The organism is Kitasatospora sp. NPDC089913 (genome assembly GCF_044748625.1).
Taxonomy (GTDB): Bacteria; Actinomycetota; Actinomycetes; order Streptomycetales; family Streptomycetaceae; genus Kitasatospora.
Genome location: NZ_JBIVGI010000022.1, coordinates 16,714 through 41,118, shown reverse-complemented (window position 1 = coordinate 41,118; position 24,405 = coordinate 16,714). Strand labels below are relative to the sequence as shown.

The 24,405-nt window shown below is 73.9% G+C and carries 24 protein-coding genes; 9 read left to right on the top strand and 15 right to left on the bottom strand.

The window, feature by feature from the left end; translation table 11 throughout:
* Positions 1-5: 5 nt before the first annotated feature.
* From ACIPYS_RS28230 to ACIPYS_RS28220, 3 genes are all read left to right on the top strand, one after another.
* On the top strand, positions 6-1,097 hold the full coding sequence (locus ACIPYS_RS28230; RefSeq protein ID WP_093861554.1) for an ABC transporter ATP-binding protein: 1,092 nt from the start codon (positions 6-8) through the stop codon (positions 1,095-1,097).
* A 191-nt stretch (positions 1,098-1,288) separates the two neighbouring features.
* Complete coding sequence (locus tag ACIPYS_RS28225) at positions 1,289-1,732, top strand: hypothetical protein (RefSeq protein ID WP_093861553.1); 444 nt, start codon at positions 1,289-1,291, stop codon at positions 1,730-1,732.
* A gap of 240 nt (positions 1,733-1,972) precedes the next feature.
* Complete coding sequence (locus ACIPYS_RS28220; protein WP_173862103.1) at positions 1,973-2,752, top strand: nucleotidyltransferase family protein; 780 nt, start codon at positions 1,973-1,975, stop codon at positions 2,750-2,752.
* Between the two features lie 156 nt (positions 2,753-2,908).
* On the opposite strand, the gene ACIPYS_RS28215 is transcribed toward ACIPYS_RS28220, so the two are convergent.
* The 7 genes from ACIPYS_RS28215 to ACIPYS_RS28185 all read right to left on the bottom strand — a co-directional run bounded on the left by ACIPYS_RS28215 (position 2,909) and on the right by ACIPYS_RS28185 (position 10,125).
* Complete coding sequence (locus ACIPYS_RS28215) at positions 2,909-4,672, bottom strand: DoxX family membrane protein (protein WP_400751128.1); 1,764 nt, start codon at positions 4,670-4,672, stop codon at positions 2,909-2,911.
* A 207-nt stretch (positions 4,673-4,879) separates the two neighbouring features.
* The gene (gene rlmB, locus ACIPYS_RS28210) at positions 4,880-5,875 is read right to left on the bottom strand and encodes a 23S rRNA (guanosine(2251)-2'-O)-methyltransferase RlmB (RefSeq protein WP_093861551.1); all 996 of its coding nucleotides are present in this window, start codon (positions 5,873-5,875) and stop codon (positions 4,880-4,882) included.
* A 140-nt stretch (positions 5,876-6,015) separates the two neighbouring features.
* Positions 6,016-7,410, bottom strand: a complete 1,395-nt coding sequence (gene cysS, locus ACIPYS_RS28205; protein WP_093861550.1) for a cysteine--tRNA ligase — start codon at positions 7,408-7,410, stop codon at positions 6,016-6,018.
* A gap of 141 nt (positions 7,411-7,551) precedes the next feature.
* Positions 7,552-7,947, bottom strand: a complete 396-nt coding sequence (locus ACIPYS_RS28200; protein ID WP_093861549.1) for a PPOX class F420-dependent oxidoreductase — start codon at positions 7,945-7,947, stop codon at positions 7,552-7,554.
* Positions 7,948-8,136: 189 nt separating this feature from the next.
* Positions 8,137-8,637 (bottom strand): 2-C-methyl-D-erythritol 2,4-cyclodiphosphate synthase, encoded by a 501-nt coding sequence (ispF, locus tag ACIPYS_RS28195; protein ID WP_093861548.1) that lies wholly within the window; start codon positions 8,635-8,637, stop codon positions 8,137-8,139.
* Positions 8,627-9,385: a 2-C-methyl-D-erythritol 4-phosphate cytidylyltransferase gene (gene ispD / locus ACIPYS_RS28190; RefSeq protein ID WP_231978817.1), complete on the bottom strand. Its 759-nt coding sequence runs from the start codon at positions 9,383-9,385 to the stop codon at positions 8,627-8,629. The genes ispF and ispD overlap by 11 nt, the downstream gene beginning before the upstream one ends.
* A gap of 257 nt (positions 9,386-9,642) precedes the next feature.
* Positions 9,643-10,125: a CarD family transcriptional regulator gene (locus tag ACIPYS_RS28185; RefSeq protein WP_030244332.1), complete on the bottom strand. Its 483-nt coding sequence runs from the start codon at positions 10,123-10,125 to the stop codon at positions 9,643-9,645.
* A 413-nt stretch (positions 10,126-10,538) separates the two neighbouring features.
* Here ACIPYS_RS28185 and ACIPYS_RS28180 point away from each other — a divergent pair, with 413 nt between their 5' ends.
* A complete protein-coding gene (locus tag ACIPYS_RS28180) occupies positions 10,539-11,141 on the top strand; it encodes a DUF461 domain-containing protein (protein ID WP_400751122.1) in 603 nt (200 codons plus the stop codon).
* A gap of 156 nt (positions 11,142-11,297) precedes the next feature.
* Here the strand turns inward: ACIPYS_RS28180 and ACIPYS_RS28175 are convergent, their stop codons facing one another.
* Together ACIPYS_RS28175 and ACIPYS_RS28170 are read right to left on the bottom strand one after the other, a co-directional pair.
* A complete protein-coding gene (locus ACIPYS_RS28175) occupies positions 11,298-11,990 on the bottom strand; it encodes a response regulator transcription factor (protein ID WP_030305055.1) in 693 nt (230 codons plus the stop codon).
* Between the two features lie 2 nt (positions 11,991-11,992).
* Positions 11,993-13,264, bottom strand: coding sequence for a cell wall metabolism sensor histidine kinase WalK (locus ACIPYS_RS28170; protein WP_093861545.1), 1,272 nt, complete (start codon positions 13,262-13,264; stop codon positions 11,993-11,995).
* Between the two features lie 308 nt (positions 13,265-13,572).
* On the opposite strand from ACIPYS_RS28170, the gene phoU reads away from it, so the two are divergent.
* Both phoU and ACIPYS_RS28160 read left to right on the top strand, forming a co-directional pair.
* Positions 13,573-14,256, top strand: coding sequence for a phosphate signaling complex protein PhoU (phoU, locus tag ACIPYS_RS28165; RefSeq protein WP_093861544.1), 684 nt, complete (start codon positions 13,573-13,575; stop codon positions 14,254-14,256).
* Positions 14,257-14,458: 202 nt separating this feature from the next.
* Positions 14,459-14,635 (top strand): hypothetical protein, encoded by a 177-nt coding sequence (locus ACIPYS_RS28160; protein WP_159424970.1) that lies wholly within the window; start codon positions 14,459-14,461, stop codon positions 14,633-14,635.
* Between the two features lie 144 nt (positions 14,636-14,779).
* Here the strand turns inward: ACIPYS_RS28160 and ACIPYS_RS28155 are convergent, their stop codons facing one another.
* Positions 14,780-15,367 (bottom strand): lytic polysaccharide monooxygenase, encoded by a 588-nt coding sequence (locus ACIPYS_RS28155; protein ID WP_093861543.1) that lies wholly within the window; start codon positions 15,365-15,367, stop codon positions 14,780-14,782.
* Between the two features lie 275 nt (positions 15,368-15,642).
* The gene (locus ACIPYS_RS28150) at positions 15,643-16,401 is read right to left on the bottom strand and encodes a phosphoglyceromutase (RefSeq protein WP_093861542.1); all 759 of its coding nucleotides are present in this window, start codon (positions 16,399-16,401) and stop codon (positions 15,643-15,645) included.
* A 148-nt stretch (positions 16,402-16,549) separates the two neighbouring features.
* Between ACIPYS_RS28150 and ACIPYS_RS28145 the strand changes: the two genes are divergently transcribed.
* Positions 16,550-17,929, top strand: a complete 1,380-nt coding sequence (locus ACIPYS_RS28145) for an MDR family MFS transporter (RefSeq protein ID WP_400751114.1) — start codon at positions 16,550-16,552, stop codon at positions 17,927-17,929.
* An 86-nt stretch (positions 17,930-18,015) separates the two neighbouring features.
* Here ACIPYS_RS28145 and ACIPYS_RS28140 read toward each other — a convergent pair whose 3' ends face one another.
* Together ACIPYS_RS28140 and mshA are read right to left on the bottom strand one after the other, a co-directional pair.
* Positions 18,016-18,555, bottom strand: coding sequence for a YbjN domain-containing protein (locus tag ACIPYS_RS28140; protein WP_400751111.1), 540 nt, complete (start codon positions 18,553-18,555; stop codon positions 18,016-18,018).
* Positions 18,556-18,652: 97 nt separating this feature from the next.
* On the bottom strand, positions 18,653-20,044 hold the full coding sequence (mshA, locus tag ACIPYS_RS28135) for a D-inositol-3-phosphate glycosyltransferase (protein ID WP_400751330.1): 1,392 nt from the start codon (positions 20,042-20,044) through the stop codon (positions 18,653-18,655).
* A gap of 418 nt (positions 20,045-20,462) precedes the next feature.
* Between mshA and ACIPYS_RS28130 the strand changes: the two genes are divergently transcribed.
* The gene (locus ACIPYS_RS28130; protein ID WP_400751109.1) at positions 20,463-21,296 is read left to right on the top strand and encodes a class I SAM-dependent methyltransferase; all 834 of its coding nucleotides are present in this window, start codon (positions 20,463-20,465) and stop codon (positions 21,294-21,296) included.
* A 199-nt stretch (positions 21,297-21,495) separates the two neighbouring features.
* Here the strand turns inward: ACIPYS_RS28130 and ACIPYS_RS28125 are convergent, their stop codons facing one another.
* The gene (locus tag ACIPYS_RS28125) at positions 21,496-22,047 is read right to left on the bottom strand and encodes an O-acetyl-ADP-ribose deacetylase (RefSeq protein WP_093865043.1); all 552 of its coding nucleotides are present in this window, start codon (positions 22,045-22,047) and stop codon (positions 21,496-21,498) included.
* A 238-nt stretch (positions 22,048-22,285) separates the two neighbouring features.
* Here ACIPYS_RS28125 and ACIPYS_RS28120 point away from each other — a divergent pair, with 238 nt between their 5' ends.
* Positions 22,286-23,857: a SpoIIE family protein phosphatase gene (locus ACIPYS_RS28120; RefSeq protein ID WP_400751106.1), complete on the top strand. Its 1,572-nt coding sequence runs from the start codon at positions 22,286-22,288 to the stop codon at positions 23,855-23,857.
* Between the two features lie 170 nt (positions 23,858-24,027).
* Here ACIPYS_RS28120 and ACIPYS_RS28115 read toward each other — a convergent pair whose 3' ends face one another.
* The gene (locus ACIPYS_RS28115) at positions 24,028-24,381 is read right to left on the bottom strand and encodes a DUF2516 family protein (RefSeq protein ID WP_093861536.1); all 354 of its coding nucleotides are present in this window, start codon (positions 24,379-24,381) and stop codon (positions 24,028-24,030) included.
* Positions 24,382-24,405 lie beyond the last annotated feature (24 nt).

Sequence of the window (24,405 nt, the reverse complement as noted above, 5' to 3'; positions counted from 1 at the left end):
CAGCCATGGCTTCTGTGACGTTCGACCAGGCGACCCGTGTCTACCCCGGGGCGACCACCCCCTCGGTCGACGCCCTGGACCTGCAGATCGAGCACGGCGAGTTCCTCGTCCTGGTCGGCCCCTCCGGTTGCGGCAAGTCCACCAGCCTCCGCATGCTGGCCGGGCTCGAGGACGTCAACAGCGGCGCCATCCGCATCGGCGACCGCGACGTGACCCACCTGCCGCCGAAGGACCGGGACATCGCGATGGTGTTCCAGAACTACGCGCTGTACCCGCACATGACCGTCGCGGAGAACATGGGCTTCGCGCTCAAGATCGCGGGCGTCAACAAGTCCGAGATCCGCACCAAGGTCGAAGAGGCCGCCAAGATCCTCGACCTCACCGACTACCTGGACCGCAAGCCGAAGGCGCTCTCCGGCGGCCAGCGCCAGCGTGTCGCGATGGGCCGCGCGATCGTCCGCGAGCCCCAGGTCTTCCTGATGGACGAGCCGCTGTCCAACCTGGACGCCAAGCTCCGCGTCTCGACCCGCACCCAGATCGCCGGCCTGCAGCGCCGCCTGGGCATCACCACCGTCTACGTGACCCACGACCAGACCGAGGCGCTCACCATGGGCGACCGCGTCGCGGTCCTCAAGGGCGGCGTCCTGCAGCAGGTCGACACCCCGCGCAACATGTACGACCGGCCGTCCAACCTCTTCGTGGCCGGCTTCATCGGCTCGCCCGCGATGAACCTGGTCGAGGTGCCGCTGGTGGACGGCGGCGTGAAGTTCGGCGGCTCGGTCGTCAACATCTCCCGCGAGGACCTGGCCGGCGCCGGCTCCGACAAGAACGTGACCGTGGGCATCCGTCCCGAGCACTTCGAGATCGTCCCCGGCGGCGGCATCGAGGGCGTCGCGGTCACCGTCAACGTGGTCGAGGAGCTCGGCTCGGACGGCTTCGTCTACGGCACCACCAAGATCGGCGGCGAGGACAAGGACCTGGTCGTCCGCGTGCACGGCCGCCAGATCCCGGCCCGCGGCGAGACGATCCACGTCGTGCCCGTCGCCAACGAGACCCACGTGTTCTCCAGCAGCACCGGCGCCCGCCTCTCCAGCTGAGCCACGCCGGGCCACCGCCCGCGGCACGGAGCCCCGTCCGACCGTCACCCGGTCCGGCGGGGCTCCCGCCGCTCCGGGCCACTCCGACGGACGACGGCGTCAACCCGGTGACGGGACGAACCAGGACACCGTGTCACTCGATGGTGTAACGGAGGGCGATCCGAGCCCTACCCACCGCTACTCTCCTGTGCGTGAAGCAGCTAGTTCGCCGCATCGGCCAGACCGTCGCCCTCACCCTGCCCGTCGTCCTGGTGACCACCGGCACCCTCGCCGTGACCAGGGTCCCGTGGGCCCCGCCCACGTCGCTGGACCAGCAGGTCGTGGCGGCGTCCAGCGGGGACGGCGCGGGGATCGGCCGGACCGCCACCACCGCCACGACGTCCGACGGGCTCGCCCCGCAGGACGCGCTGCGCGTCGCGCTCATGGACGAGCTGCGGGCCCACAACCCGGGCAGCGCGCTCGACCTGCTGGAGCGCGCGATGCGCGAGCAGCCCGCGCTGACCCCCTACTGCAGCTCGCTCGCCACCGAGCTCGGCAAGGCGGCGGTGCGCAAGTACCAGGGCGACGTCCAGCGGGCCCGGACCTTCGCCCGCGCGGTCTGCGACGGCTCGTTCGCCGCCGGCGCGGCGGGCTGACCGGACCGGGAGCCCCCGGCAGCCACCCGGGACCCCGGCCGTCGTCCGTCCGGTGCCCACCGGGGCCGGGTCACGACGGCGGACCGGGGCAGGACCGGGGCAGGACCGGGGCAGGACCGGGGCAGGGGCAAGGGCAGCGAGTCCGGGCAGGCCCGGTGGCGGGACCGCCACCGGGCCGCGGGCACGGCCGGCCGCACCGGGCGGGTCTCCCGCCCGGCCCGGCACGCCTATTGTTCAGCCATGACCGCTGACTCCGGCCCCACGGCCGCTCCCCAGCCCGCTCCCGCCATCGGCCCGGTGCCGGTGACCCAGGCCGTCATCCTGGCCGGCGGCCAGGGCTCCCGGCTGCGCCCCTACACGGACGACCGCCCCAAGCCGCTGGTCGAGATCCCGGGCACGGGCATCCCGATCCTGGGCCACCAGCTCGCCTGGCTGGCCGCCGAGGGCGTCACCGACGCGGTCATCTCCTGCGGCCACCTGGCCGACGTGCTGGAGGACTGGCTCGACCGGGCCGAACTGCCGCTGCGGGTCCGCACGGTGGTCGAGGCCGAGCCGCTCGGCCGGGGCGGCGGCCTCAAGTACGCCGCCAAGGCGCTGCCCCGCCCCGACGAACCCTGGTACGCCACCAACGGCGACATCTGGACCAGGTTCAGCCTGCGCGACATGGCCGCCTTCCACCACGAGCGGGACGCCGTCGCGACGCTCGCGCTGGCCCGGCCGCGGATCCCGTGGGGCGCGGTGGAGACCGACCAGTTCGGCAACGTCCTCGACTTCATCGAGGCCCCGCCCTCGCCGTTCCTCATCAACGCTGGCCTCTACGTCTTCGGCCCGGACTTCGCCGAGCTGCTGCCGGACGTGGGCGACCACGAGCGGACCACCTTCCCGCAGCTGGCCCGCAGCAAGCGGCTGGCCGGCTACCAACTGCCGCAGGGCGTCTACTGGCGGGCCATCGACACCGCGAAGGACCTCACCGAGGCCGCCAAGGAGCTCGCCGGGGGCGCCGGCCGCGCCCCGCAGTAGGGCGGGCCCGGGCGGAGCGCCCCGACGCGCCGCGCCGACGCGCTGCCCCGACGCGCTCCGCCGAACCGCTCCACGCACGACGGCGACCGGCCGGGTACTCCCCCACGGAGCACCCGGCCGGTCGCCGTTCCCGGGCCGGTTCCCCCGGCCCGCCCGTCAGGTCGCCGTGGCCGGCTCCGGGCGGGAGCCGCGGGCGCCGCCGCCGGACAGCTCGGCCAGCGGCGCGCTGCCCAGCACCCCGCCCAGCAGTCCCGAACCACCCGGGGAGGCGCCGGACCCGCTCGGGGTGCCGCCGGTCCCGGTGCTCGGGGCCGGCTTCGGCGCCGTCCCGGTCCCGGCCGCCGGGGCCGCGGGCGTGGCGCGCTGCGCGGGTGTCGACCCGGCCGGGGCGGGCGCGGCCGGCGGCGCGGAGGCCGCCGGAGCGGCCGACGGGGCCGTGCCGGTCTCCGGCTTCGCCGAGGACTTCGCCTTGCCGCTCGGGGTGGCCGGGGCCGCCTTCGGCGAGGACGGGGCGCCGGACGGCGCGGCGGTGGTGGCCGCGGCACTCGGCGCGGCCGGCCGGGACGGGGCCGGCGAGGGCACCGATCCGGCCGGGCTCCTGCCGCCGGGGGTCACCGACGGTCCGCCGCTCGGCCAGACCGGTGTGCCGAAATCGGTGGCGGGCCGGGACGGCGCCGGGTGCGGCCGGGCGCCGGTGCGGACCGCTCCGCCCAGCATCGAGCCGAGCAGCAGCGTCAGACCGACCACAGCCGCGGTGACCACGGCGCCGCGCCGCAGCACCCGGCGGCGCAGCGCGGCCGGCGCGCCCGCGCCGTACCGCCGCCAGGCCTCCAGGTTGAGCCGCCCGTCCAGCGAGGCGAACGGCGCCCCGGCGATCAGCAGCGGGCTCCACGCGGCCAGGAAGATCAGGTCGGGCGTGTCGTACACCGGCACGGCCCGCCAGCTCACCGTGAACAGCAGCACGGCGGACAGCGCCATCGCCGCCCCGGCCGCGAGCCGCTGCCAGAGCCCGAGCAGGGTGAGCACGCCGACCACGATCTCGGTGAACGACACCACCAGACCGGAGCCGACCGGGTGCGCCATCGCGAAGGCCAGCAGCGGCTCGGCGACCTTCCAGGGGTGCAGCGAGGACAGCCAGCGCATCATCGAGCCGCGCTCGCCGCCGTCGAAGTACACCGGGTCGCAGAGCTTGCTGAACCCGGCGTAGACGGAGAGCGAGCCGAGCACCGCGCGCAGCGGCAGCAGCACCAGACCGAGGTCCACCCGGCGGCCGGGGTACCAGGGCTGCTTGCCCTCGGCCCCGGCGGCCGAGACCTCGGGCAGCTCACCGCTGGGCGTCCAGCCCTGCGGCGCGCCGACCGGTCCGACGCCGCCCTCGGTGGCGGTGCCGTCGCCCTCGCGCGGCTGGCGCGGCACCGTCCGGGCGCCGCCGTACGGCGGGACCAGCAGGGTGTCCGCGTCCGCCGGCGAGCCGCCGGAGCGGCCGCCGCCGCGGCCGCCGACCCCGGCCGGGACGCCGCCCAGCCGGACGGCCTCCAGCAGCCGGGTGGCCGCGACGTCGTCCGGCCGCGCCTCGCCGGTCCAGGTGACCGCGGTGACCCGCCCCTTGCGGCGCGGTGGCGCCCCGGCGAGCGCCGACACGTCGCCGACGGGGACGACCACCTGCGGGGTGACCGACGGGCGGCGGATCAGGCCCTGGCTGCCGTACGGGTCGCCGAAAGCGGCGCCGGTGGACAGCAGTCCGGCCGGGGCGTCGATCAGCGGCGCCACCGGGGTGCCGAGCCGGAGCCGGAAGCTCGCCTGGGTGCTGCTGAGGCGTGCCGGGTCCGACGGCACCTTGACGGTGTTGAGGCCGGGGCCCGCTTCTATCCCGGTGCTGCCACCGCCCAGGAGCGGGCGCCGAGGTGTTCTGGTGTCCACGCCCGTCTAACCGGGTGACACCCGGTTAGGACACTCTCCCGAGTGGATATCGGGAGTCCCCTTGAAGTGATCATGAGAAAAGCGATCGGATCCGGGCGGATCCGATCGCTTTCCATTGATTGCGGGCGGACGGTGGGCGGTTCCGGAGAACGCCTTGCGCCGAGCACCCGCCGTGTGCGGCTACCGCCGGCCGGACCCGGGGGTGGGTCAGCCGACCTTGCGGCGCAGCCGGGCCGCCTCGTACAGGACGACGCCCGCCGCGACACCGGCGTTCAGCGACTCGGTGAGCCCGGACATCGGGATCCGCACCAGCACGTCGCAGGTCTCCGCGACGAGCCGGGACAGGCCCTTGCCCTCGCTGCCCGCGACGATCACCACCGGCCCGGTCAGCACCTCCAGGTCGCCGATCTCGGCCTCGCCGTCGGCGGCCAGGCCGACCACGGTCAGCCCGGCCTTCTGGTACGCCTCCAGGGCGCGGGTGAGGTTGGTGGCGCGGGCGACGGGCAGCCGGGCCGCGGCGCCCGAGGAGGTCTTCCAGGCACCGGCGGTCATACCGGCCGCCCGGCGCTCCGGGATCACCACGCCGTGCGCGCCGAAGGCGGCGGCGGAGCGGACCACGGCGCCCAGGTTGCGGGAGTCGGTCACCCCGTCCAGCGCCACGATCAGCGCGTCGTCGCCGGAGTCCGCGGCCCCGTCCAGCAGGTCGTCGGGGTGGGCGTACTCGTACGGCGGGACCTGGAGCACCAGGCCCTGGTGGTTCATCCCGCCGGTCATCTGGTCCAGCTGCGGGCGCGGGGCCTCCATCAGCGGGATGCCGCGGTCGTTGGCGGCCTGGAAGGCGTCGCGGACCCGGTCGTCGGTGTCGATGAACTGCTGGACGTACAGCGCGTTGGCCGGCACGTCGCCCTGCAGGGCCTCGACCACCGAGTTGCGGCCGAAGACCAGCTCGGCGGAGCCGGCGCCGCCGCGGCCGCCCCGGCCGCCGGCACCGGACCGGCGCATGCCGGCGCGGGCCTTGGCGTCCCGCTCGCGCTTGATCGCGGCGTTGGCGGCCCGCTGCTTCGGGTGCCCCTTGCGCTCCGCGCCGGGCGGCGTCGGGCCCTTGCCCTGCAGTGCCTTCCGGCTGTGGCCGCCGGTACCGACACTCGCGCCCTTCTTCGACCCGGGGTTGCGGCGGTTCCTGCGCTGGCTGTTGCCGGCCATGGCTGTACTTCCTGTCTGTCTGTCCGGCATGGCCGGCCGCGCCGGCTCGGGCCGGTGCGGTCGACGGCATGCGTTCCGTCATGCGGGAGGGCCGCACCGGTCCGGTACGGCCCACCGCTCACCCCTCGGTCACCCGGGGGTTACTGGCTGTTGATCGTCCAGCGCGGGCCGGACGGGGTGTCCTCGATCGCCAGCCCGGCCAGGCCGAGCTGGTCGCGGATGGCGTCCGCGGTCGCGAAGTCCTTGCGGGCCCTGGCCGCCTGGCGCTGCTCCAGGACCAGGTGGACCAGCGAGTCGACGACGCCGTGCAGGTCCTCGCCGCGCTCCGTCCCGGCCCACCGCGGGTCGAGCGGGTCGAGTCCCAGTACTCCGAGCATCGCACGGACCTCGGCCAATCGCGCCACCGCGTTCTCCTTGTCGTCCGCGGTGAGGGCGCTGTTGCCCTGGCGGACGGCGGTGTGCACGACCGCGAGCGCCTGCGGCACGCCCAGGTCGTCGTCCATCGCCTCGGCGAAGGCCGGCGGCACCTCGGGCGCCGCGTCGACCGTGCCGCAGCGCTCCACGGCGCGCTGGATGAAGCCCTCGATGCGGCCGAATCCCGCCTCGGCCTCGCGCAGCGACTCCTCGCTGTACTCGATCATCGAGCGGTAGTGCGGGGCGGAGAGGTAGTAGCGGAGCACGATCGGCCGCCAGCGGCGGACCATCTCGGAGACCAGCACCGAGTTGCCGAGCGACTTGCTCATCTTCTCGCCGGCCATGGTGACCCAGGCGTTGTGCACCCAGAAGCCGGCGAACGCGTCGCCGAAGGCCTTGGACTGGGCGATCTCGTTCTCGTGGTGCGGGAAGATCAGGTCGAGGCCGCCACCGTGGATGTCGAAGGCCTCGCCCAGGTACTTGTGGGCCATCGCCGAGCACTCCAGGTGCCAGCCCGGACGGCCTCTGCCCCACGGGGTGTCCCAGCTGGGCTCGCCCGGCTTGGCCGCCTTCCACATCGCGAAGTCGCGCGGGTCGCGCTTGCCGGTCTCGCCCTCGCCGCTGGGCTGCTGGAGGTTCTCCAGCTTCTGGTTGGAGAGCGCGAGGTAGTCGGGGTAGGACTTCACGTCGAAGTAGACGTTGCCCTCCGCCGCGTAGGCGTGGCCCTTCTCGATGAGTCCGCGCATCATCTCGACCATCTCGGGGATGTGCCCGGTGGCCCGCGGCTCGACGGTCGGCCGCAGGCAGCCCAGCGCGTCGTAACCGTCGTTGAAGGCACGCTCGTTCTCGTAGGCGATCTGCCACCACGGCGTGCCGAGCTCGCGCTCCTTGGCGATGATCTTGTCGTCGATGTCTGTGACGTTCCGGGCGAAGGTCACCTGGTAGCCGCGGTAGGCGAACCACCGCTGCATCACGTCGAAGTTGAGGTAGGACCGGATGTGCCCGATGTGTGGCGCCGACTGGACGGTAGCGCCGCACAGGTAGATCGAGACACAACCCGGTACAAGCGGGACGAAGTCGCGTACCTGGCGGGTGCTGGTGTCGTACAGGCGAATGCTCACAGCGTCAAGCGTAGTGGGCAGCAGGGGGTGCCTCGCGACATTCCGAAATGTCAAGACCGCGGCGGATGCTTTTCCGCCGGGTGACGTCCGGGTGGTGCCCCGAGGGACCGCCCCGGGACACCCCCTCCACTGCCGGCGGGCTCAGATCGAGCCGACGACCTTCCGCGGGGTGAGCCGCACGACCACCCGCACGTCGTCCGGACCGTCGAAGCCGTACGTCGCCTCGCCCCGGTACTTCAGCGACAGCTCGTCGATCAGCTCCCGGCCGCCCTCCCGGGTCAGCGTGACCTCGCCGCGGACCTCGAGGTAGGTGTACGGGTTCTCCGGCGGGTTGACCAGCAGCGAGACCCGCGGGTCCTTCAGCAGGTTGAGGTGCTTGCGGCGCCCCTCGACGGTGGAGAACAGGATGTCCTCGCCGTCGCGCTTCACCCAGACCACCGACGACTGCGGACTGCCGTCCGGCTGCAGGGTGGTGATCACGGCGAAGCTCTTGTCGTCGATCAGGGCCTTGGCCTGGTCGGAGAGGTTTGCGGCCATCGGGACCTCGTTCTTCTCGTCGAGCGGCGGTGGAAAGGCGACTGCTGGGGCGAACCCGCATCGAAGAGTAGCGATCCGGGCTCCGGCAAAGGGTGTTGAACACCCGTCACCCCCGGTCTATTTCCGCTGCGGGCGCCCCGGCCGAACACCGGGCCACCGCCGCCGACGGGCGGCGGGCCGCCGGACAGGTCAACGCCGTTCGTACACCAGGGCGGTGGCGATCGCGGCGAGACCCTCGGCCCGGCCGGTGAGACCGAGTCCGTCCGTGGTGGTGCCGGAGACCGAGACAGGGGCACCGACCGCGGCACCGAGCGCGGCCTGCGCCTCCGCCCGGCGCTTGCCGATCTTCGGCCGGATCCCGATCACCTGGATCGCCACGTTGCCGATCTCGAACCCGGCCTCGCGCACCAGCCGGGCCGCCTCCGCGAGCAGCTTCACCCCGGACGCGCCGGCCCACTCCGGGCGGTCGGTGCCGAAGTGCGCGCCCAGGTCACCGATCCCGGCGGCCGAGAACAGCGCGTCGCAGGCCGCGTGCGCGGCCACGTCGGCGTCCGAGTGCCCGGCCAGGCCGACCTCGGCGTCCGGCCACTCCAGCCCGGCCACCCACAGCGGGCGGCCGGGTTCGAAGGCGTGCACATCGGTGCCGATGCCCACCCGGGGCAGTACGGGGGCGTGCGGTTCAGTAGGCATCGGCGGCCCTCCGGCGGGCGAGTACGGCCTCGGCGAGGACGAGGTCCAGCGGACGGGTCACCTTGAAGGCCTCCTCGTGACCGGGCACCACGACCACCCGGCCGCCGAAGCGCTCCACCAGCCCGGCGTCGTCGGTGACCGGCGGCAGGTCGCCCCCGGCCCCCGCCGACTCCTCGGCCAGCGCCTTGGCGTGCACCTCCGCCAGGGTGTCCCGGCGGAAGCCCTGCGGGGTCTGCACCGCGCGCAGGGTGGCCCGGTCGGGCGTGTCGAGCACCGGCTCGGGCCCGCCCCGGACGGGCTCGACCCGCTTGACGGTGTCGGCCAGCGGCACCGCCGGCACCACCGCCTCGGCCCCGGCCCGGACGGCGGCCGCGACCGCGTCCACCACCTCGACCGGGACCAGCGGCCGGGCCGCGTCGTGCACCAGCACGATCCCGACCTCGGCCGGGATGGCGGCCAGGCCCAGCCGGACCGACTCCTGGCGGGTGTCGCCGCCGGCCACCACCCGGATGTCCTTGTCCTCCAGGCCGTGGCTGTCGAGCAGGGCGACCACCTCGGCCACGCCGTCGGCGGGGGCCGCGACCACGACCAGGCCGACCGCCCGGCTGCGGGTCAGCGCCCGGACCGCGTGCACCAGGAGCGGCACGCCGCCCAGGTCACGCAGGGCCTTGGGGGCGCCGGGTCCCAGTCGCTCGCCGCGGCCGGCGGCGGGAACCACTGCTGCTGCGATTGCTCCTGTGGCGTTCAGGTTTCACTCCTTCGGCGAAGTGGGTATGGCCATGGCGTGCACGACGGGCGTGGACCCCTTCCGAAGCACCACCGTCCTCCGCCCGCAAGATCAGCAGAAACGGTCATGCAGACCCGAGGCCCACCGGGCCGCCGGGTGCGGGGCGTCGTCCGGACACGCCTCAGCGCCCGAAGTGCCACTGCACCACCCGCGGACCGTCGGTCCGGTGGGCGGCGCGCCGGCATCGGGCGCTGTGAGCGTTGTGGAGCGGACGGCCGCTACGAGGCGAGCACCTCGTCGAGCAGCGTCTCCGCCTTGTCCTCGTTGGTGTTCTCCGCCAGCGCGAGCTCGCTGACGAGGATCTGGCGCGCCTTGGCGAGCATGCGCTTCTCTCCGGCGGAGAGGCCGCGCTCGCGCTCGCGACGCCAGAGGTCGCGCACAACCTCGGCGACCTTGATAACGTCACCCGAGGCGAGCTTCTCGAGATTCGCCTTGTAGCGACGGGACCAGTTGGTCGGCTCTTCGGTGTACGGTGCGCGAAGCACCTCGAAGACCCGGTCCAGACCCTCCTGGCCGACCACATCGCGCACGCCGACGAACTCCGCGTTCTCGGCGGGCACGCGGAGCGTCAGGTCTCCCTGCTGCACCTTGAGCACCAGGTAGGTCTTGTCCACACCTTTGATCTGGCGAATTTCGATGGCCTCGATCAGCGCGGCCCCGTGATGGGGGTAGACCACCGTGTCGCCAACCTTGAACGTCATGTGACAGGACCCCTTCCGTGGCTTTCCAGAATAACACGCTTTTCGGCGCACCCGAAGGGCGTTTTCGCAGGTCAGGGCCGGTCTCGGGGCTTGACAAGCACCCCCATGACGTGCTGCGACCGGTGTTCGAGGAGGGCTTCCCGCAGGTCGGAGGCGGTTCCGCTGCCCGCCGAAACCTCTGGCAACACTCCCGGAACCATGATTTGATCTTGGGTTTTCACCGTTTATCGGGCCGTTTCCCGATCGTGATCCGATCTTGGTCGATGATTGACCTGGACACGCGGACATGCCGCCGTCCGGACGTCCGGGCGGGCGGATCGTGACCCGAAGGGACCACCCCGTGAGGACGGCATAAGCGTGGTCGATAATCTGAACCTGACCTATCGACACGTGACCTAGGAGAAGCCGCCGCCGTGAGCCGCAGCCTTCGACGCGGCAGCATCGCCGCCATCGCCGCCCTCGCCATCGCCTCGCTGTCCTCCTGTGCCGCCGGGAACACCCCGGCCACCCTGGAGGTCAAGCCCGACAACGCGTCGGCGACCCTGGGCACCGACATCCGCCTGAACAACATCGTCGTGGTCACCGGGGACGAGTCCTCCGGCGAGCACACCGGCCCCGCCAACGTGACGGTGAACATCAGCAACAGCGGGACCGAGCCGATCGAGCTGCAGTCCATCACCGTCGGCGACGGGGCGGCCGCCTCCTTCGTCGACGACAAGGGCGCCGCCCTGCCCGCCGTCGTCGTCCCGGCCGGCGGCGCGCTGCTGCTCGGCGGCCCGGGCAGCCCGACCGCCAAGGTCGCCTCCACCACCGTGAGCGTGGGCGGCTACGTGCCGGCCTCGTTCGGGTTCAAGAACCACGACAAGGTCGACGCCACGGCCCAGGTCAGCCCGAACAAGGGCCTCTACAAGGGCTACGGCCCGACCACCGCCCCGGCGGCCGTGCCGCCGAAGGCCACCGGCGCCACCACCCCGGCCGCTCCGGCCACGGCTACCACCGCGCCGGCCGCCCACTGAGTCACGGCCGCGGTTCCGGGCACTCGCCCGCGGGACGCACACGCGGAACCGGGTGACCCGCGCCCGGGACCGGGCAGGACGAACGCCCCCTCCGGAAGGATCCGGAGGGGGCGTTCGCCCGTGCTTCGGACCGGCCCGCGAGGCCGGCCGTTCGGTCTACGGCTCGAACTTGTAGCCGAGGCCACGCACCGTGACCAGGTAGCGCGGAGCGCCCGGGTCCGGCTCGATCTTCGCGCGCAGGCGCTTGACGTGGACGTCCAGCGTCTTGGTGTCGCCGACGTAGTCCGCGCCCCAGACCCGGTCGATCAGCTGCATCCGGGTGAGCACCCGGCCGGCGTTGCGCAGCAGCATCTCCAGCAGGTCGAACTCCTTGAGCGGGAGGTCCACCTTGGCGCCGTCCACGGTCACCACGTGCCGGTCGACGTCCATCCGGACCGGGCCGGCCTCGAGCGCACCCGGGCCGCCGCCGTCGCCGGGGCCCTCGTTCTCGCCGCGGCGGCGCAGCACGGCGCGGATCCGGGCGACCAGCTCACGGGTGGAGTAGGGCTTGGTGACGTAGTCGTCCGCGCCTATTTCCAGCCCGACCACCTTGTCGATCTCGCTGTCCTTGGCGGTGACCATGATCACCGGGACGTTGGAGCGGACGCGGAGCTGGCGGCAGACCTCGGTGCCGGGCAGCCCCGGCAGCATCAGGTCGAGCAGGACGAGGTCGGCGCCGTTGCGTTCGAACTGCTCCAGGGCGTCGGGGCCGGTGGCTGCGATGGCCACCTCGAAGCCTTCCTTGCGGAGCATGTACGAGAGGGCGTCGCTGAACGACTCCTCGTCCTCGACCACCAGTACTCGGGTCACGATCAGGCCTCCGGGGCAAGCTGGGGAGTTGTTTCTGACAGGGAGTGCGGGGATCCGCCCACCAGGGGGCGGTCCACGGGGGCCTGCCCTGCGGGCAGGCGGAGGGTGAAGGTGGAGCCCTGGCCCTCGACGCTCCACACCGAGACGGTACCGCCGTGGGAGGCGGCCACGTGCTTGACGATGGAGAGGCCGAGACCGGTGCCGCCGGTCTGCCGGGAGCGCGCCGGGTCCACCCGGTAGAACCGTTCGAAGACCCGCTCGCGGTCCTTCTCCGAGATGCCGATGCCCTGGTCGGTCACGGAGATCTCGATGAGTTCGCCGTCCGCCTCGCCCAGGGCGGCGGCGCTGGAGATCCGGCGGGTGGCGATCGCCACCCTGGTCCGGGGCGGGCTGTAGTTGACGGCGTTCTCGACCAGGTTGCCGAGCGCGGCGGCCAGCTGCCCCCGGTTTCCGTGCAGGTAGAGGCCGGCGATGCCGCCGGCTGCGATCAGGATCTGCTTGGCGGCGGCCTGCTGGCGGCAACGGTCGATCGCCTCGGCGATCAGTTCGTCCACCGCGACCGGCTCCGGGTCGACCATCAGCCGGTCGTCCTGGACCCGGGACAGGTCGATGATCTCCTGGACCAGGCTGGCCAGCCTGGTCGCCTCGATCTGCATCCGCCCGGCGAAGCGCTGCACCGCCTCCGGGTCGTCGGCGGCGTCGGCGACCGCCTCGGAGAGCAGCGAGAGGGCGCCGACCGGGGTCTTGAGCTCGTGGCTGACATTGGCCACGAAGTCCCGGCGGACGGCCTCCACCCGGCGGCGCTCGGTCTGGTCCTCGACCAGCACCAGGACCAGCCGGGAGCCCAGCGGGGCGACCCGGACCGAGACCGCCAGCGGTTCGGCGGCCCGCGCCGCGCCCGGACGGGGCAGCTCCAGCTCGATCTGCCGGATCTCGCCGTCCCGGCGGGTGCCCCTGGCCAGCGCGAGCAGCTGGTCCAGGGCGACCGCGCCACCGCGGACCAGTCCCATCGCGTAGGCCGCCGAGCTGGCCTTGACCACCTCGTCGCCCTCGCCGAGCACGATCGCGCAGGAGCGCAGCACGGAGAGGACCGTGTCGACACCCGGCGGGAGCGGGGGTTCCTGCGCGGGGCCGAGGCCCTGATTCCGGTTGCTGCCGCTGTTCCTGCCCTTCGCCTGCTCGCGCTCGCTCCAGCGGAAAGCGATCGAGGCCGTGAGGCCGACGCCGAGCCCGGCTATGGCGCAGGCAGCGGCGGCGGCCACGTTCACGTCCATAGCGCCAGCCTAAGCGCACGATGCGGCCGCTCCCCCAGGGCCAGGTCAAGGGATCGACCACGCGTTGCCGAGAATTCACCTTCAGGTAGCTGCCGATTCACCGGAGGGGCCGTGCGCGGTCGCCCGGACGGCCCAGAGTGGGCGCCGGAGCCCGTGTGGGACGGGTGGCCCGGCCGAACAGCCGTCCGCCACCCCGGGTGCGCGCGTACGATGCGCGCCACCAGCAGCGGTCGCCGGTGCGCCGTTCGGACGGCCGCACCGGGTGACCGGTCGGCACCGCCACCGACACAGCTACTGAGGAGAGAACAATGCGCGACGCGTACCACGAGGAACTCGACTCGATCGGCGACAGCCTGGTCGAGATGGCCCGGCTGGTCGGTTCCGCCCTGGGGCGGGCCACCACCGCCCTCCTCGACGCGGACCTGGCGCTGGCGGAGAGCGTGATCGCCGCCGACGGCAAGGTCAACGACCTGCACCACGAGCTGGAGAACCGGGCGATCGACCTGCTCGCCCGCCAGCAGCCGGTCGCCACCGACCTGCGCATCGTCGTCACCTCGCTGCGGATGAGCGCCGACCTGGAGCGCTGCGGCGACCTCGCCCGCCACGTCGCCAAGGTCGCGCGGCTGCGCTACCCCGAGTGCGCCGTCCCGGCCGACCTGCACTCGACCGTCCTGGAGCTGGGCCAGCTCGCCCAGCGACTGGTGGCCAAGGCCGGCCTGGTGATCGCCACCAAGGACGTCGACAAGGCGCTCGAGCTGGAGCAGGACGACGACGCGATCGACGCGCTGCACCGTGAGCTGTTCGCGCACCTCATCGACGAGCGCTGGCACCACGGCATCGAGACCGCGGTGGACGTCACCCTGGTCGGCCGCTACTACGAGCGCTTCGCCGACCACGCGGTCTCGGTCGCCAAGCGCGTGGTGTACCTGGTGACCGGCGAGCACGTGGACGAGTTCGTCGCCGCCTCCGAGGCCGCGGCCCAGCTCGACTGACCTCCCGCCGGATGCCGTCCCGGACTCCTGTCCCGGACGGCACCCGGCCCCGGGAACGGGTAAACCCCGGCCGAGGGTGGTGGGGAAGCACGCGAGCGTGGACTCCCCACCACCGCGCGCCCGTTGACGCCTCCTCCGGTCGGCGGTTTCACTCGATCCCGTGGGCACCGAAGTGTGCCCGTCAGAAGGAGGGGTCCGCGCGATGAAGGCAAACCCGACCGGCCCGGCATCGGCTCCCGACACCGTGGAACCGCCCGCCCCCGGGCTGCTCCCCGTCCTCGCCGCCGGATGCGGCTGCGGTCCGGGCTGCGGCTGCGGCTGCCAGTCCGGCGCGCCCTGCCAGTGCGGCGGGGTCGACGGCGGCTGCTGCGGCCACTGAGAGGCGTCCGGCCCGGCCGCTCCGCCGGCCCCGTCCCCGGTACCGCCGCGGAGCTCCGGGGCGCGCGACCGCCGTGGGAGACGGCCGCACGCCCCGGACTCCTCACCGCCGGGACGCCGACGGGGTCCACCGGAACGACCGGCGTCAGAACCTGACGTCGGTGCAGGAGTAGAAGGCGTTGCCGGTGTCCGCGATCTCCCAGACCGCGACCACCACCTGGTGCCCGGTCCTGCCGCTCGGCAGGGTCGCGGTGTGGCTGAGGGTGCTGGGCACCTGCGTGCCGTTGTAGGGGACGTTCAGGAACGGGGTCGACTCCAGGTTGGCCCGGGTGACCTTCTGGGTGGCGTCGTAGCCCGCCTTGGTCAGGTAGTACTTGAAGCCGGTCGTGGCGTGCCGGGCGGTGAACTTCCAGGTGAAGGTGAGCCGCTGACCCGCCGAGACGGCGGTGGTCGGCCAGTTCCCGCCGCGCGGGTCGTCCAGTTCGGCGAACCGGCTGTTGCCGCCGGCGCAGATCGCGCCGTCGGCCGGGCCTCTGCTCGGGAAGCCCTTCGGCCCCTCGACGCTCTGCGGCTCCCACTGGATCGCGCCGCAGTTCTGCACGGTGCCCGCCGCGCACAGCGCGGCCCGGCTGGGCGGAGTACTGATGTAGCCGTGCGACTGGGCCGGCAGGGCGACCGCGACCGGCACCGACAGGGCGGCGATCACGGCTCCGACGACATGACGTGTGCGCATGGTGCTCCTCCGTGGGGGTGGATGGAGAGTGCGCCGAGCGCGGACACGCGCGCGTGGGGGCTTGGCATGCCTGCGCCGGGTGGCTGCTCACACGGTAGGAGCGCACGCCGAAGGCGTCAATGGTCTGAACCACTTTTGCGTTGCGCCGAACTCCCCCTCACCACAAGGAGGTTGGAGGCGAAGGCCCCTCCCACGACGACGGGGCGGGGCCCGGAACGACGACGGCCCCTCACCGGCGCAGAATGCGCCGGTGAGGGGCCGTAGCGGCAAGTGGCTTACTTCTTGCCCTGGTTCTTGACCGCCTCGATCGCGGCGGCGGCCGCGTCCGGGTCGAGGTAGCGGCCGCCGGGCACGGTGGGCTTGAAGTCGGCGTCCAGCTCGTAGACCAGCGGGATGCCGGTCGGGATGTTCAGGCCCGCGATGTCGGCGTCGGAGATGCCGTCGAGGTGCTTGACCAGCGCGCGCAGGCTGTTGCCGTGGGCGGTGACCAGCACCGTCCGGCCAGCGGCGAGGTCCGGGACGATGGCGTCGTACCAGTACGGCAGCATCCGCTCGACGACGTCCTGGAGGCACTCGGTGCGCGGGCGCAGCTCGCTCGGGATCCCGGCGTAACGGGCGTCGCCGGCCTGCGAGTACTCGGAGTCGTCGGCCAGCACCGGCGGCGGGGTGTCGTACGAACGGCGCCAGAGCTGGAACTGCTCCTCGCCGAACTCCGCCAGGGTCTGGGCCTTGTCCTTGCCCTGGAGCGCACCGTAGTGGCGCTCGTTCAGGCGCCAGCTGCGGCTGACCGGGATCCAGTGGCGGTCGGCCTTGTCCAGGGCGATCTGCGAGGTGCGGATCGCCCGGCGCAGCAGCGAGGTGTGCAGGACGTCCGGGAGGTAGCCCTCGGCGGCGAGCAGCTCGCCGCCGCGCGCGGCCTCCTTCTCGCCCTTCTCGTTGAGGTCGACGTCGACCCAACCGGTGAACAGGTTCTTCTGGTTCCACTCGCTCTCGCCGTGGCGGAGCAGGATGAGTCGGTACGTCGTGTCAGCCATGGCGCCCAGCTTAGTGGAGCCCGATAAAACCCCTGGTGGGCGGACCCCCCGACAGGTAAGGTGTGCATCGCATCAGTGACACTTACCTTTCCGCCGAGCGGTCCTGCCCGCATGCCCGGCGGTCGGCCGCCTGCCCGGGAGCCCCCACATGCCCGTTTTCGTTCCGGCCCGCGTGGTCGGAGCCGTCACCGAAGCCATGAGCGGACTGCCGCGGCAGTTCTGGTGGCTCTGGACCAGCACCCTGATCAACAAGCTGGGCGCGTTCGTGGTCACCTTTCTCGCACTCTACTTGACCACCGAGCGGGGCTACTCGGCCTCCTACGCGGGGCTGGTCGCCTCGCTGTTCGGCCTGGGCTCGGCGGTCGCCTCGCTCGTCGCCGGGGTGCTGAGCGACCGGATCGGACGGCGGCCGACGCTGGTCGCCGCGCAGCTCGGCACCGCGCTGTTCACCGCGGTGCTCGGCTTCACCGACGGCCAGGTGGCCATCGCCGTGGTCGCCTTCCTGGTCGGCTTCTGCAACAACGCGACCCGGCCCGCCACCTCGGCGATCATCGCGGACATCGTGCCCGCCGAGGACCGGGTCCGCGCCTTCGCGCTGAACTACTGGGCGATCAACATCGGCTTCGGCCTCTCCGCGGCGGCGGCGGGCCTGATCGCCACCCACGGCTACCTCACGCTCTTCCTGCTGGACGCGCTCTCCACGGTGGTCTGCGCGGTGGTGATCTTCGTCCGCATCCCCGAGACCAGGCCGGACACGCCCGCCGCGACCGCGGACGGCCCGAGGACGCGGCCGGCGATCGGCCTCGCCGCGGTCTTCCGGGACGCCCGCTTCATGGCGGTGGTGGTGCTCAACCTGCTGCTCGCCCTGGTCGCGCAGCAGGGCTCCACCACGCTGGCCGTGGACATGGGCCGGGCCGGCATCACCGCCACCCAGTACGGCCTGGTGATCGGCCTCAACGGCCTGCTCATCGTGGTGCTCCAGATCCCGGTCACCCGGTGGATGGAGAACCGGGACCGGACGGCGCTGCTCGTCGCCAGCGCGCTGTTCATCGGCTGGGGCTTCGGCCTGACCGCGCTGGCCGGCTCCTCGGCGTGGTTCTACGCCTTCACCGTCGCGGTCTGGACGCTCGGCGAGATCCTGAACGCGCCGACCATGATGGGCCTGGTCGCCGAGCTGTCGCCGGCCGAGGCCCGCGGGCGCTACCAGGGCGTGTACTCGCTCTCCTGGTCGCTCGCCTCGTTCCTCGGGCCGGCCGCGGGCGGGGTGCTGCTGGAGCGGGCCGGCAGCGGAGTGATGTGGGGGGCTTGCGCGGTGCTCGGCACGGTCGCCGCGGGCGGGTACGTCCTGCTCGGCCGACGGCCGGGGGCGGCGCTGGCGAAGTCGGACGTGGTGGGGACGGGAACGGCGGGCACGGCCACGGGATCAGCGGCCACGGGAACGGCGGGCACGGGAACGGCGGGCACGGGAACGGCGCGGGTGGTCCCGGCGGCGAGTGCCGAGCCGGAGCGGGCCGCGACCGGGGGCTGAGCCTTCCGGCCCGCCCGGCGCCCGCCGGACCCGCACCTCCGGCCCGCGACTCCGGCCCGACCCTCCGGTCCGGCCGTCGCCGCCCGCTACTCGGCGGCGGGCGCCGCCGCGACGGGGTCCGGGACCGGACCGGCCAGGTGGGCGAAGGCCGCCAGATTGCGGGTCGACTCCCCGCGCTTGGTGCGCCACTCCCACTCCCGCCGGATCGCGGTGGCGAAGCCCAGCTCCAGCAGGGTGTTGAACGGCTCGTCGGCGTTCTCCAGCACCGTGCCCAGCAGCCGGTCCACGGTGTCCGGGGTCAGCGCCTCCAGCGGCAGCCGGCCCGCCAGGTAGACGTCCCCGAGCCGGTCGACCGCGTACGCCACGCCGTAGAGACGGGTGTTGCGCTCCAGCAGCCAGCGGTAGACGGCCTCGTGGTTCTCGTCCGGACGCCGGACCACGAAGGCGTTGACCGAGAGGGTGTGGTCACCGATCCGCAGCGCACAGGTGGTGCTCAGCTTCCGGGTGCCCGGGAGGGTCGCCACCACGGTGTACGGGTCGGCGGCGGCCGGCTCCCAGGCCACCCCGGCCTCGTCCAGGGCGGTGCGCAGGAGGGTCAGGGCCTCGTCCTTGGTGCGGAATGCCATGGGACTGACGTTACTCGGGAGTACGGCCGCGCGCAGCAGCACCCACCGGTCCGGGGCCGGCGCCGGGCGGCCGGTCCGCCGCCCGCGCCCCGGCCGCTCAGGCGAGCAGCCTGCGGGCCCCGGTCAGCCGGCCGGACGGACGGGCCAGGGTGCCGGCGTACACCTCGGCGGTGGTCGCGGCCGCGGTGTCCCAGCCGAAGCCCGCCGCGTGCCGCGCCGCCGCACCGCCCCGCCGGACCACCAGCTCCGGGTCGACCACGTACGGCTCCAGCGCCCGCGACCAGTCCGCCGGGTCGTGGCCGTGCACCAGGGTGCCCGTCACCCCGTCCCGGACGGCGACCGGCAGGCCGCCCACCGCGGCCGCGACCACCGGCGTGCCGCAGGCCTGCGCCTCCAGCGCGACCAGCCCGAAGGACTCGCTGTACGAGGGCATCACCAGCGCGGTCGCGGCCCGGTACCACTCGGCGAGCATCGCCTGGCCGACCGGCGGGTGGAAGCGCACCACGTCGCCGATGCCCAGCTGGGCGGCCAGCTTGTGCAGGCTCTCCGGACGGGCCAGGCCGGTGCCGGACGGACCGCCGACCACCGGCACCACCAGCCGCTCGCGCAGCTCGGGACGCCGCTCCAGCAGCACCGCCACCGCGCGCAGCAGCACGTCCGGGGCCTTCAGCGGCTGGATCCGGCCGGCGAAGAGCAGCACCGCCGCGTCGGCGGGCAGCCCCAGCCCGGCCCGGGCGGCGCGGCGGGCCTCCGCCGTGCCCGGGGCACCGGCCCCGCCGGGGCGGAAGACGTCCAGGTTGACGCCCGGGTGGACCACGGCCAGCTGCTCGGGGCGGGCGGCGTAGAAGCGGGCCAGCTCGGCGGCCTCCTCGGTGGTGTTGGCGATCAGCCGGTCGGCCGCCTCCACCACCTGGGTCTCGCCGATCACCCGGGCCGCCGGCTCGGGGGTGTCGCCCTCGGCCAGCGCCGCGTTCTTCACCTTCGCCATGGTGTGCATGGTGTGCACCAGCGGGACGCCCCAGCGCTGCGCGGCCAGCCAGCCGACCTGGCCGGAGAGCCAGTAGTGCGAGTGGACCAGGTCGTAGTGCCCGGGCCGGTGGCCGGCCTCGGTGCGCAGCACCCCGTGGGTGAAGGCGCACAGCTGGGCCGGCAGGTCCTCCTTGACCAGGCCCTCGTACGGGCCGGCCGTGACGTGCCGCACCAGCACGCCCGGGGCCAGCTCCACGGTCGGCTCGTCGTCCGAGCAGATCGACCGGGTGAAGACCTCGACCTCGATGTTGAGCGCGGCCAGGCGCTTCGCCAGCTCCACGATGTAGACGTTCATGCCGCCCGCGTCGCCCGTGCCCGGCTGGTGCAGCGGGGAGGTGTGGACACTGAGCATCGCTATCCGGCGCGGGCGGCGCCGGCCGGCCTGCACGAGCGACTGGAGCCGGCCGCGCGCGGGCGTGGCCGGCTGGGCACGGCGTACCGAACGGACGGGGTGCTGGATCACCTGGCTGAAGCCTCCTCGTGTGCTGCCCGCCTCGCAGCCCCTGCCTGCTGCCGGCTGTTCCGGTGTGTGCTGTTCCGATGTGTGCTGTTCCGATGTGTGCGCCGCCGCCCGCAGCGCCCGGCCGGGACACCCGCCCCGGGGGCGCGCGCCGGCCTGCCGCCCCGTCCGGGCACACATCACCACCAGTCTGCCAACCACGCGATCGGCGACCGGCATTCCCGGGTCGCCGGACGAGATGGCCCGCGTCGGCCGGGGCCGGTGCCCGGAGGCCCGGTCCCGGCACCCTCCCGGCACCGTCGCGGGTGTGCTCGGGGCCCGCCCCGGGGGGCGACCCGCGGTACCGCATGCGGGCAGCGCGGGCCCGCCCGGGACGGGCCCGCCGTCCGGCCCCCGCCGGGCCCGTACCCTGAGGGACATGGCCGCCTCCTCCTTCGATTCCGCGCCCGCGCCCGCCCGCGGACCGGTCCGGCGGCCGGTGGGCACCGTGACCCGCGGCACCACCAACACCAACCGGCTGCGGCGGATGGACCGCTGGATCGCCCACACGCTCGGGCCCGCGCTCCGGTCCGCCGACCGCCCGCCGACCGCCGTCGACCTCGGGTACGGCGCCGCCCCGTGGACGGCGGTCGAGCTGTCCGGGAGGCTGCGGACGGTACGGCCGGACGTCCGGGTGGTCGGGATCGAGATCGAACCGGCCCGGGTCGCCGCTGCGCTGCCGTACGCGGTGCCGCCGCTGCTGACCTTCCGGCGCGGCGGCTTCGAGGTCCCGCTGGACGGCGGCGGGTCCGCCCAGCTGATCCGGGCCGCCAATGTGCTGCGCCAGTACGACGAGTCCCAGGTGGCCTCGGTCTGGGAGCGGCTGCGCTCCCGGCTGTCCCCGGACGGGCTGCTGGTCGAGGGCACCTGCGACGAGATCGGCCGCCGGCACGTCTGGGTGGCGCTCGGCCCGGAGGGGCCCAGGACGGTCACCTTCGCGGCCCGGCTGGGCGGCCTCGAGCGGCCGTCCGACCTGGCCGAACGGCTGCCGAAGGCGCTGATCCACCACAACGTGCCGGGCCGGCCGGTGCACGCGTTCCTCCGCGACTTCGACCGCGCCTGGGCCGCGGCCGCGCCCTACGGGGCGTTCGGCGCCCGGCAGCGCTGGGTGGCCGCCTGCACCGCGCTGGCCGGGGCCTGGCCGCTGGTGGACGCGCGCGGCCGGTGGCGGCAGGGCGAGGTCACCCTGCCCTGGACGACCCTGGCTCCGTGACCGCCGGGCCCCTCGCGCCGGGCCTTTCGCGCCGGGCCCGGCCGCCGAAGCCGCCGAAGCCCCTCCTGCCGACGGCGGCCCCGGCCCCGGCCGACCGGGCGCCCGCGAGCGAGTCCACGGATTCACTCGAACGAGTTATCGAATATCTCTGGCGTGTTGACGCCCCGTCACGCCACCATGGGGGCACCCGGTCAGCACCTCACTCCCGCCCCGTCAGCCCCAGCTCCCGTCCGACCCCGGCGAAGACGTCGTACATCTCCGCCCCGAACAACACGAACCGCACTTCCTCCGGCCCGTCCTCGCGCTCCGCCACCACCGCCGCGACGGTCCGGAGCCCGATCCTGGCCGCATCAGCCGGCGGCCACCCGTAGACCCCGGCCGACACGGCCGGGAAGGCCACCGTGCGCGCGCCCAGCTCCGCCGCCACCCGGAGCGACTCGCGGTAGCAGGAGGCCAGCAGCTCCGCCCGTTCCTCGTACTCGTCCGCCAGATGGACCGGCCCCACGGTGTGCACCACCCAGCGGGCCGGGAGATCACCGGCCGTGGTCGCCACCGCCCGCCCGGTGGCCAGCCCCCGCCCGTACTGTGAGGCCCGCAGCTCGCGGCACTCCGCCAGAATCCGCGGTCCGCCCCGGCGGTGGATCGCCCCGTCCACCCCGCCGCCGCCCAACAACGAGGAATTGGCGGCGTTCACCACCACGTCCACCTGCTGCGCCGTGATGTCACCCTCGACCAGGGTGATGCGCGTCACCATGTCACAACCCCTCTCCAGACCCGACCCGGTGCCCGCCCCACGGGCCACCGCCGACTTCCCCGCCCCGTCCGTCACACTGCCACCGGCGTGGCACGAGCCACAACGGCGCCGGCCGGCCAGAGAAATCCCCGGAGATCACGTTATGGTCGCGAGAAGTTCCCCGACGCAGGGTGCCGAGCGGGCACTGCGGACGGACCTCGGCCGTTACGCATTCGGGGAAAGGGAGGATCAGTCGATGCCCGCAACGGGAGACGGGCGGGCACCTGGTGCCACGGGCTCGCCGGGCGCCACGGGCGGCGCCCGTACCGGGCATGCCCAGGACCGGTCCGCCCCCGAAGCACCCGCCCACGGCTGTACCCCCGACCGCGCCCCGGCGCCGGGGCAGCATCCGGCCCGGCCACCGGAACGCCGGGCGGACCGGCGGTCGGACCGCCCCGCCAGGGCCGCCGCGCCGATACCCCACCCCCGGTCGAAGGCCGCCGCCGGCCCGGCGCCGTCCACCGGACCGGCCGCTCCCCCCGCCACCGCCCCGCTCAAACTGCTGGTCATCGAGGACGACGCCACCGACGCCCAGCTGCTCAAGGCCGCGGTGGCCGACAGCGGCGCCCCGATCGAGATCCACTGGACCCGCGGCCTCGACCAGGCCTTCGGGCTCCTCGCCCCCACCTCCTCCGGCTCCCGGCGCGGCCGGTCGCGCGGCGGCGACCACGGCCGCGGCGACTTCAGCTGCGTCCTGCTCGACCTCGCCGCCCCCGCCGACCTGCCCCACCCCTCGGACCCGTCCGACGGCCTGGAGGGCCTGCACGAACTGCTCCGCCGAGCCCCGCACACCGCCGTCGTGGTGCTCACCGACGCCGCCGGCGCCGAGCTCGGAGCGGCCGCCGTGGCCGCCGGGGCCCAGGACTTCCTGATCAAGAACGAGACCGACGGCCCGCTGCTCGCCCGCGCCCTGCGGTACGCCGTCGAACGCAAGCGCGCCGACGAGTCGCAGCGCCGGCTCGTCGAGGCCGAGCTGCGCGGCCAGGAGAACGCCCGCCTCCAGCGCCATCTGCTGCCCACCCCGCTGCTGGACGGCGCGAACCTCTCCTTCACCCGCCGCTACCGGCCCGGCCGCCGCCGCGCCCTGCTCGGCGGCGACTTCTACGACGCGGTCCGCACCGACGACGGCACCGTCCACGTGGTGATCGGCGACGTCTGCGGCCACGGCCCCGACGAGGCCGCGCTCGGGGTGGCGCTCCGGATAGCGTGGCGCACCCTGGTCTTCGCCGGCCTCACCGGCGAGACCCTGCTGACCACCCTCCAGCACGTCCTGGAGCACGAACGGCGCAGCGACGAGATCTTCGCGACGCTCTGCATGCTGATCATCGAGCCGGCCGACGCCGGCGCCCCCGGGTCCGTCGAACGGGCCCGGCTCTACCTCGCCGGCCATCCCCCGCCGCTGCTGCTCGGCGAGGACCACACCCCGATCGGGCTCCCCGCCGAACACGCCGGCCCCGCCCTCGGGCTGCTCCCCTGCGACGACGGCCAGGCCGTCTGGCCGTCGCACACCTTCGAGCTGCGCCGCGGCTGGCGGCTGCTGCTCTACACGGACGGGCTGATCGAGGGCCGGATCGGCGCCGGTTCGCGCCGGCTCGGTCAGGACGGCCTGGCCGAGCTGATCGGCGACCACCAGTCCGCCGGGCTCACCCGGGGGCGGCTGGTCGACAGCGCGATCGCCGAGGTCGAGGAGCTGAACGGCGGCGCCCTGACGGACGACGTCGCGGTGCTGCTGCTGGAGCGCAACCCGGCGCAGCTGATCCTGGGCTGACGGCCGGCAGCCGGACGGCACGAGGGCGGCCGGCCGGGAGCAGGACGGCCGCGAGCAGGACGGCCGCGAGCAGGCAGCACGGAGCCCCGGTGTCCGGGCGGGTGGACCCGCCGGACGACCGGGGCTCGGCACTGCCTGCTGTCAGGACCCGACACCGGGGCCGGTACGGCCTACCAGGGCCCGTACGGCCCCATGTTGCGCTGGTCGCCCCGGCCGCCGCCGCGATCGGTGAGCGCCCGGATCGCCGGGCGGACGTCGACCACGTAGACGATCGCGGCGACCAGGCCCCCCAGGGTGAGGAAGCTGGTCATGAAGTTGGCCCCGAAGAGCAGGTCCAGGCCGAACGCGACACCGAGGACCGCCAGCCAGAAGCCCTTGGTCTTCTTGTCGGCCGCCCGGTACCCGTCCTCCGGGCGGGTGGCGGCGTCGACCAGCGCGAACAGCTTGTAGCCCAGGATGGCGACGGCCAGCCACCAGAACGGGTTCAAGTAGTCCAGGATCAGAATCTGGGCCACTCCGCCCATCACGGCCTCCTCTGCGTCTCGCTG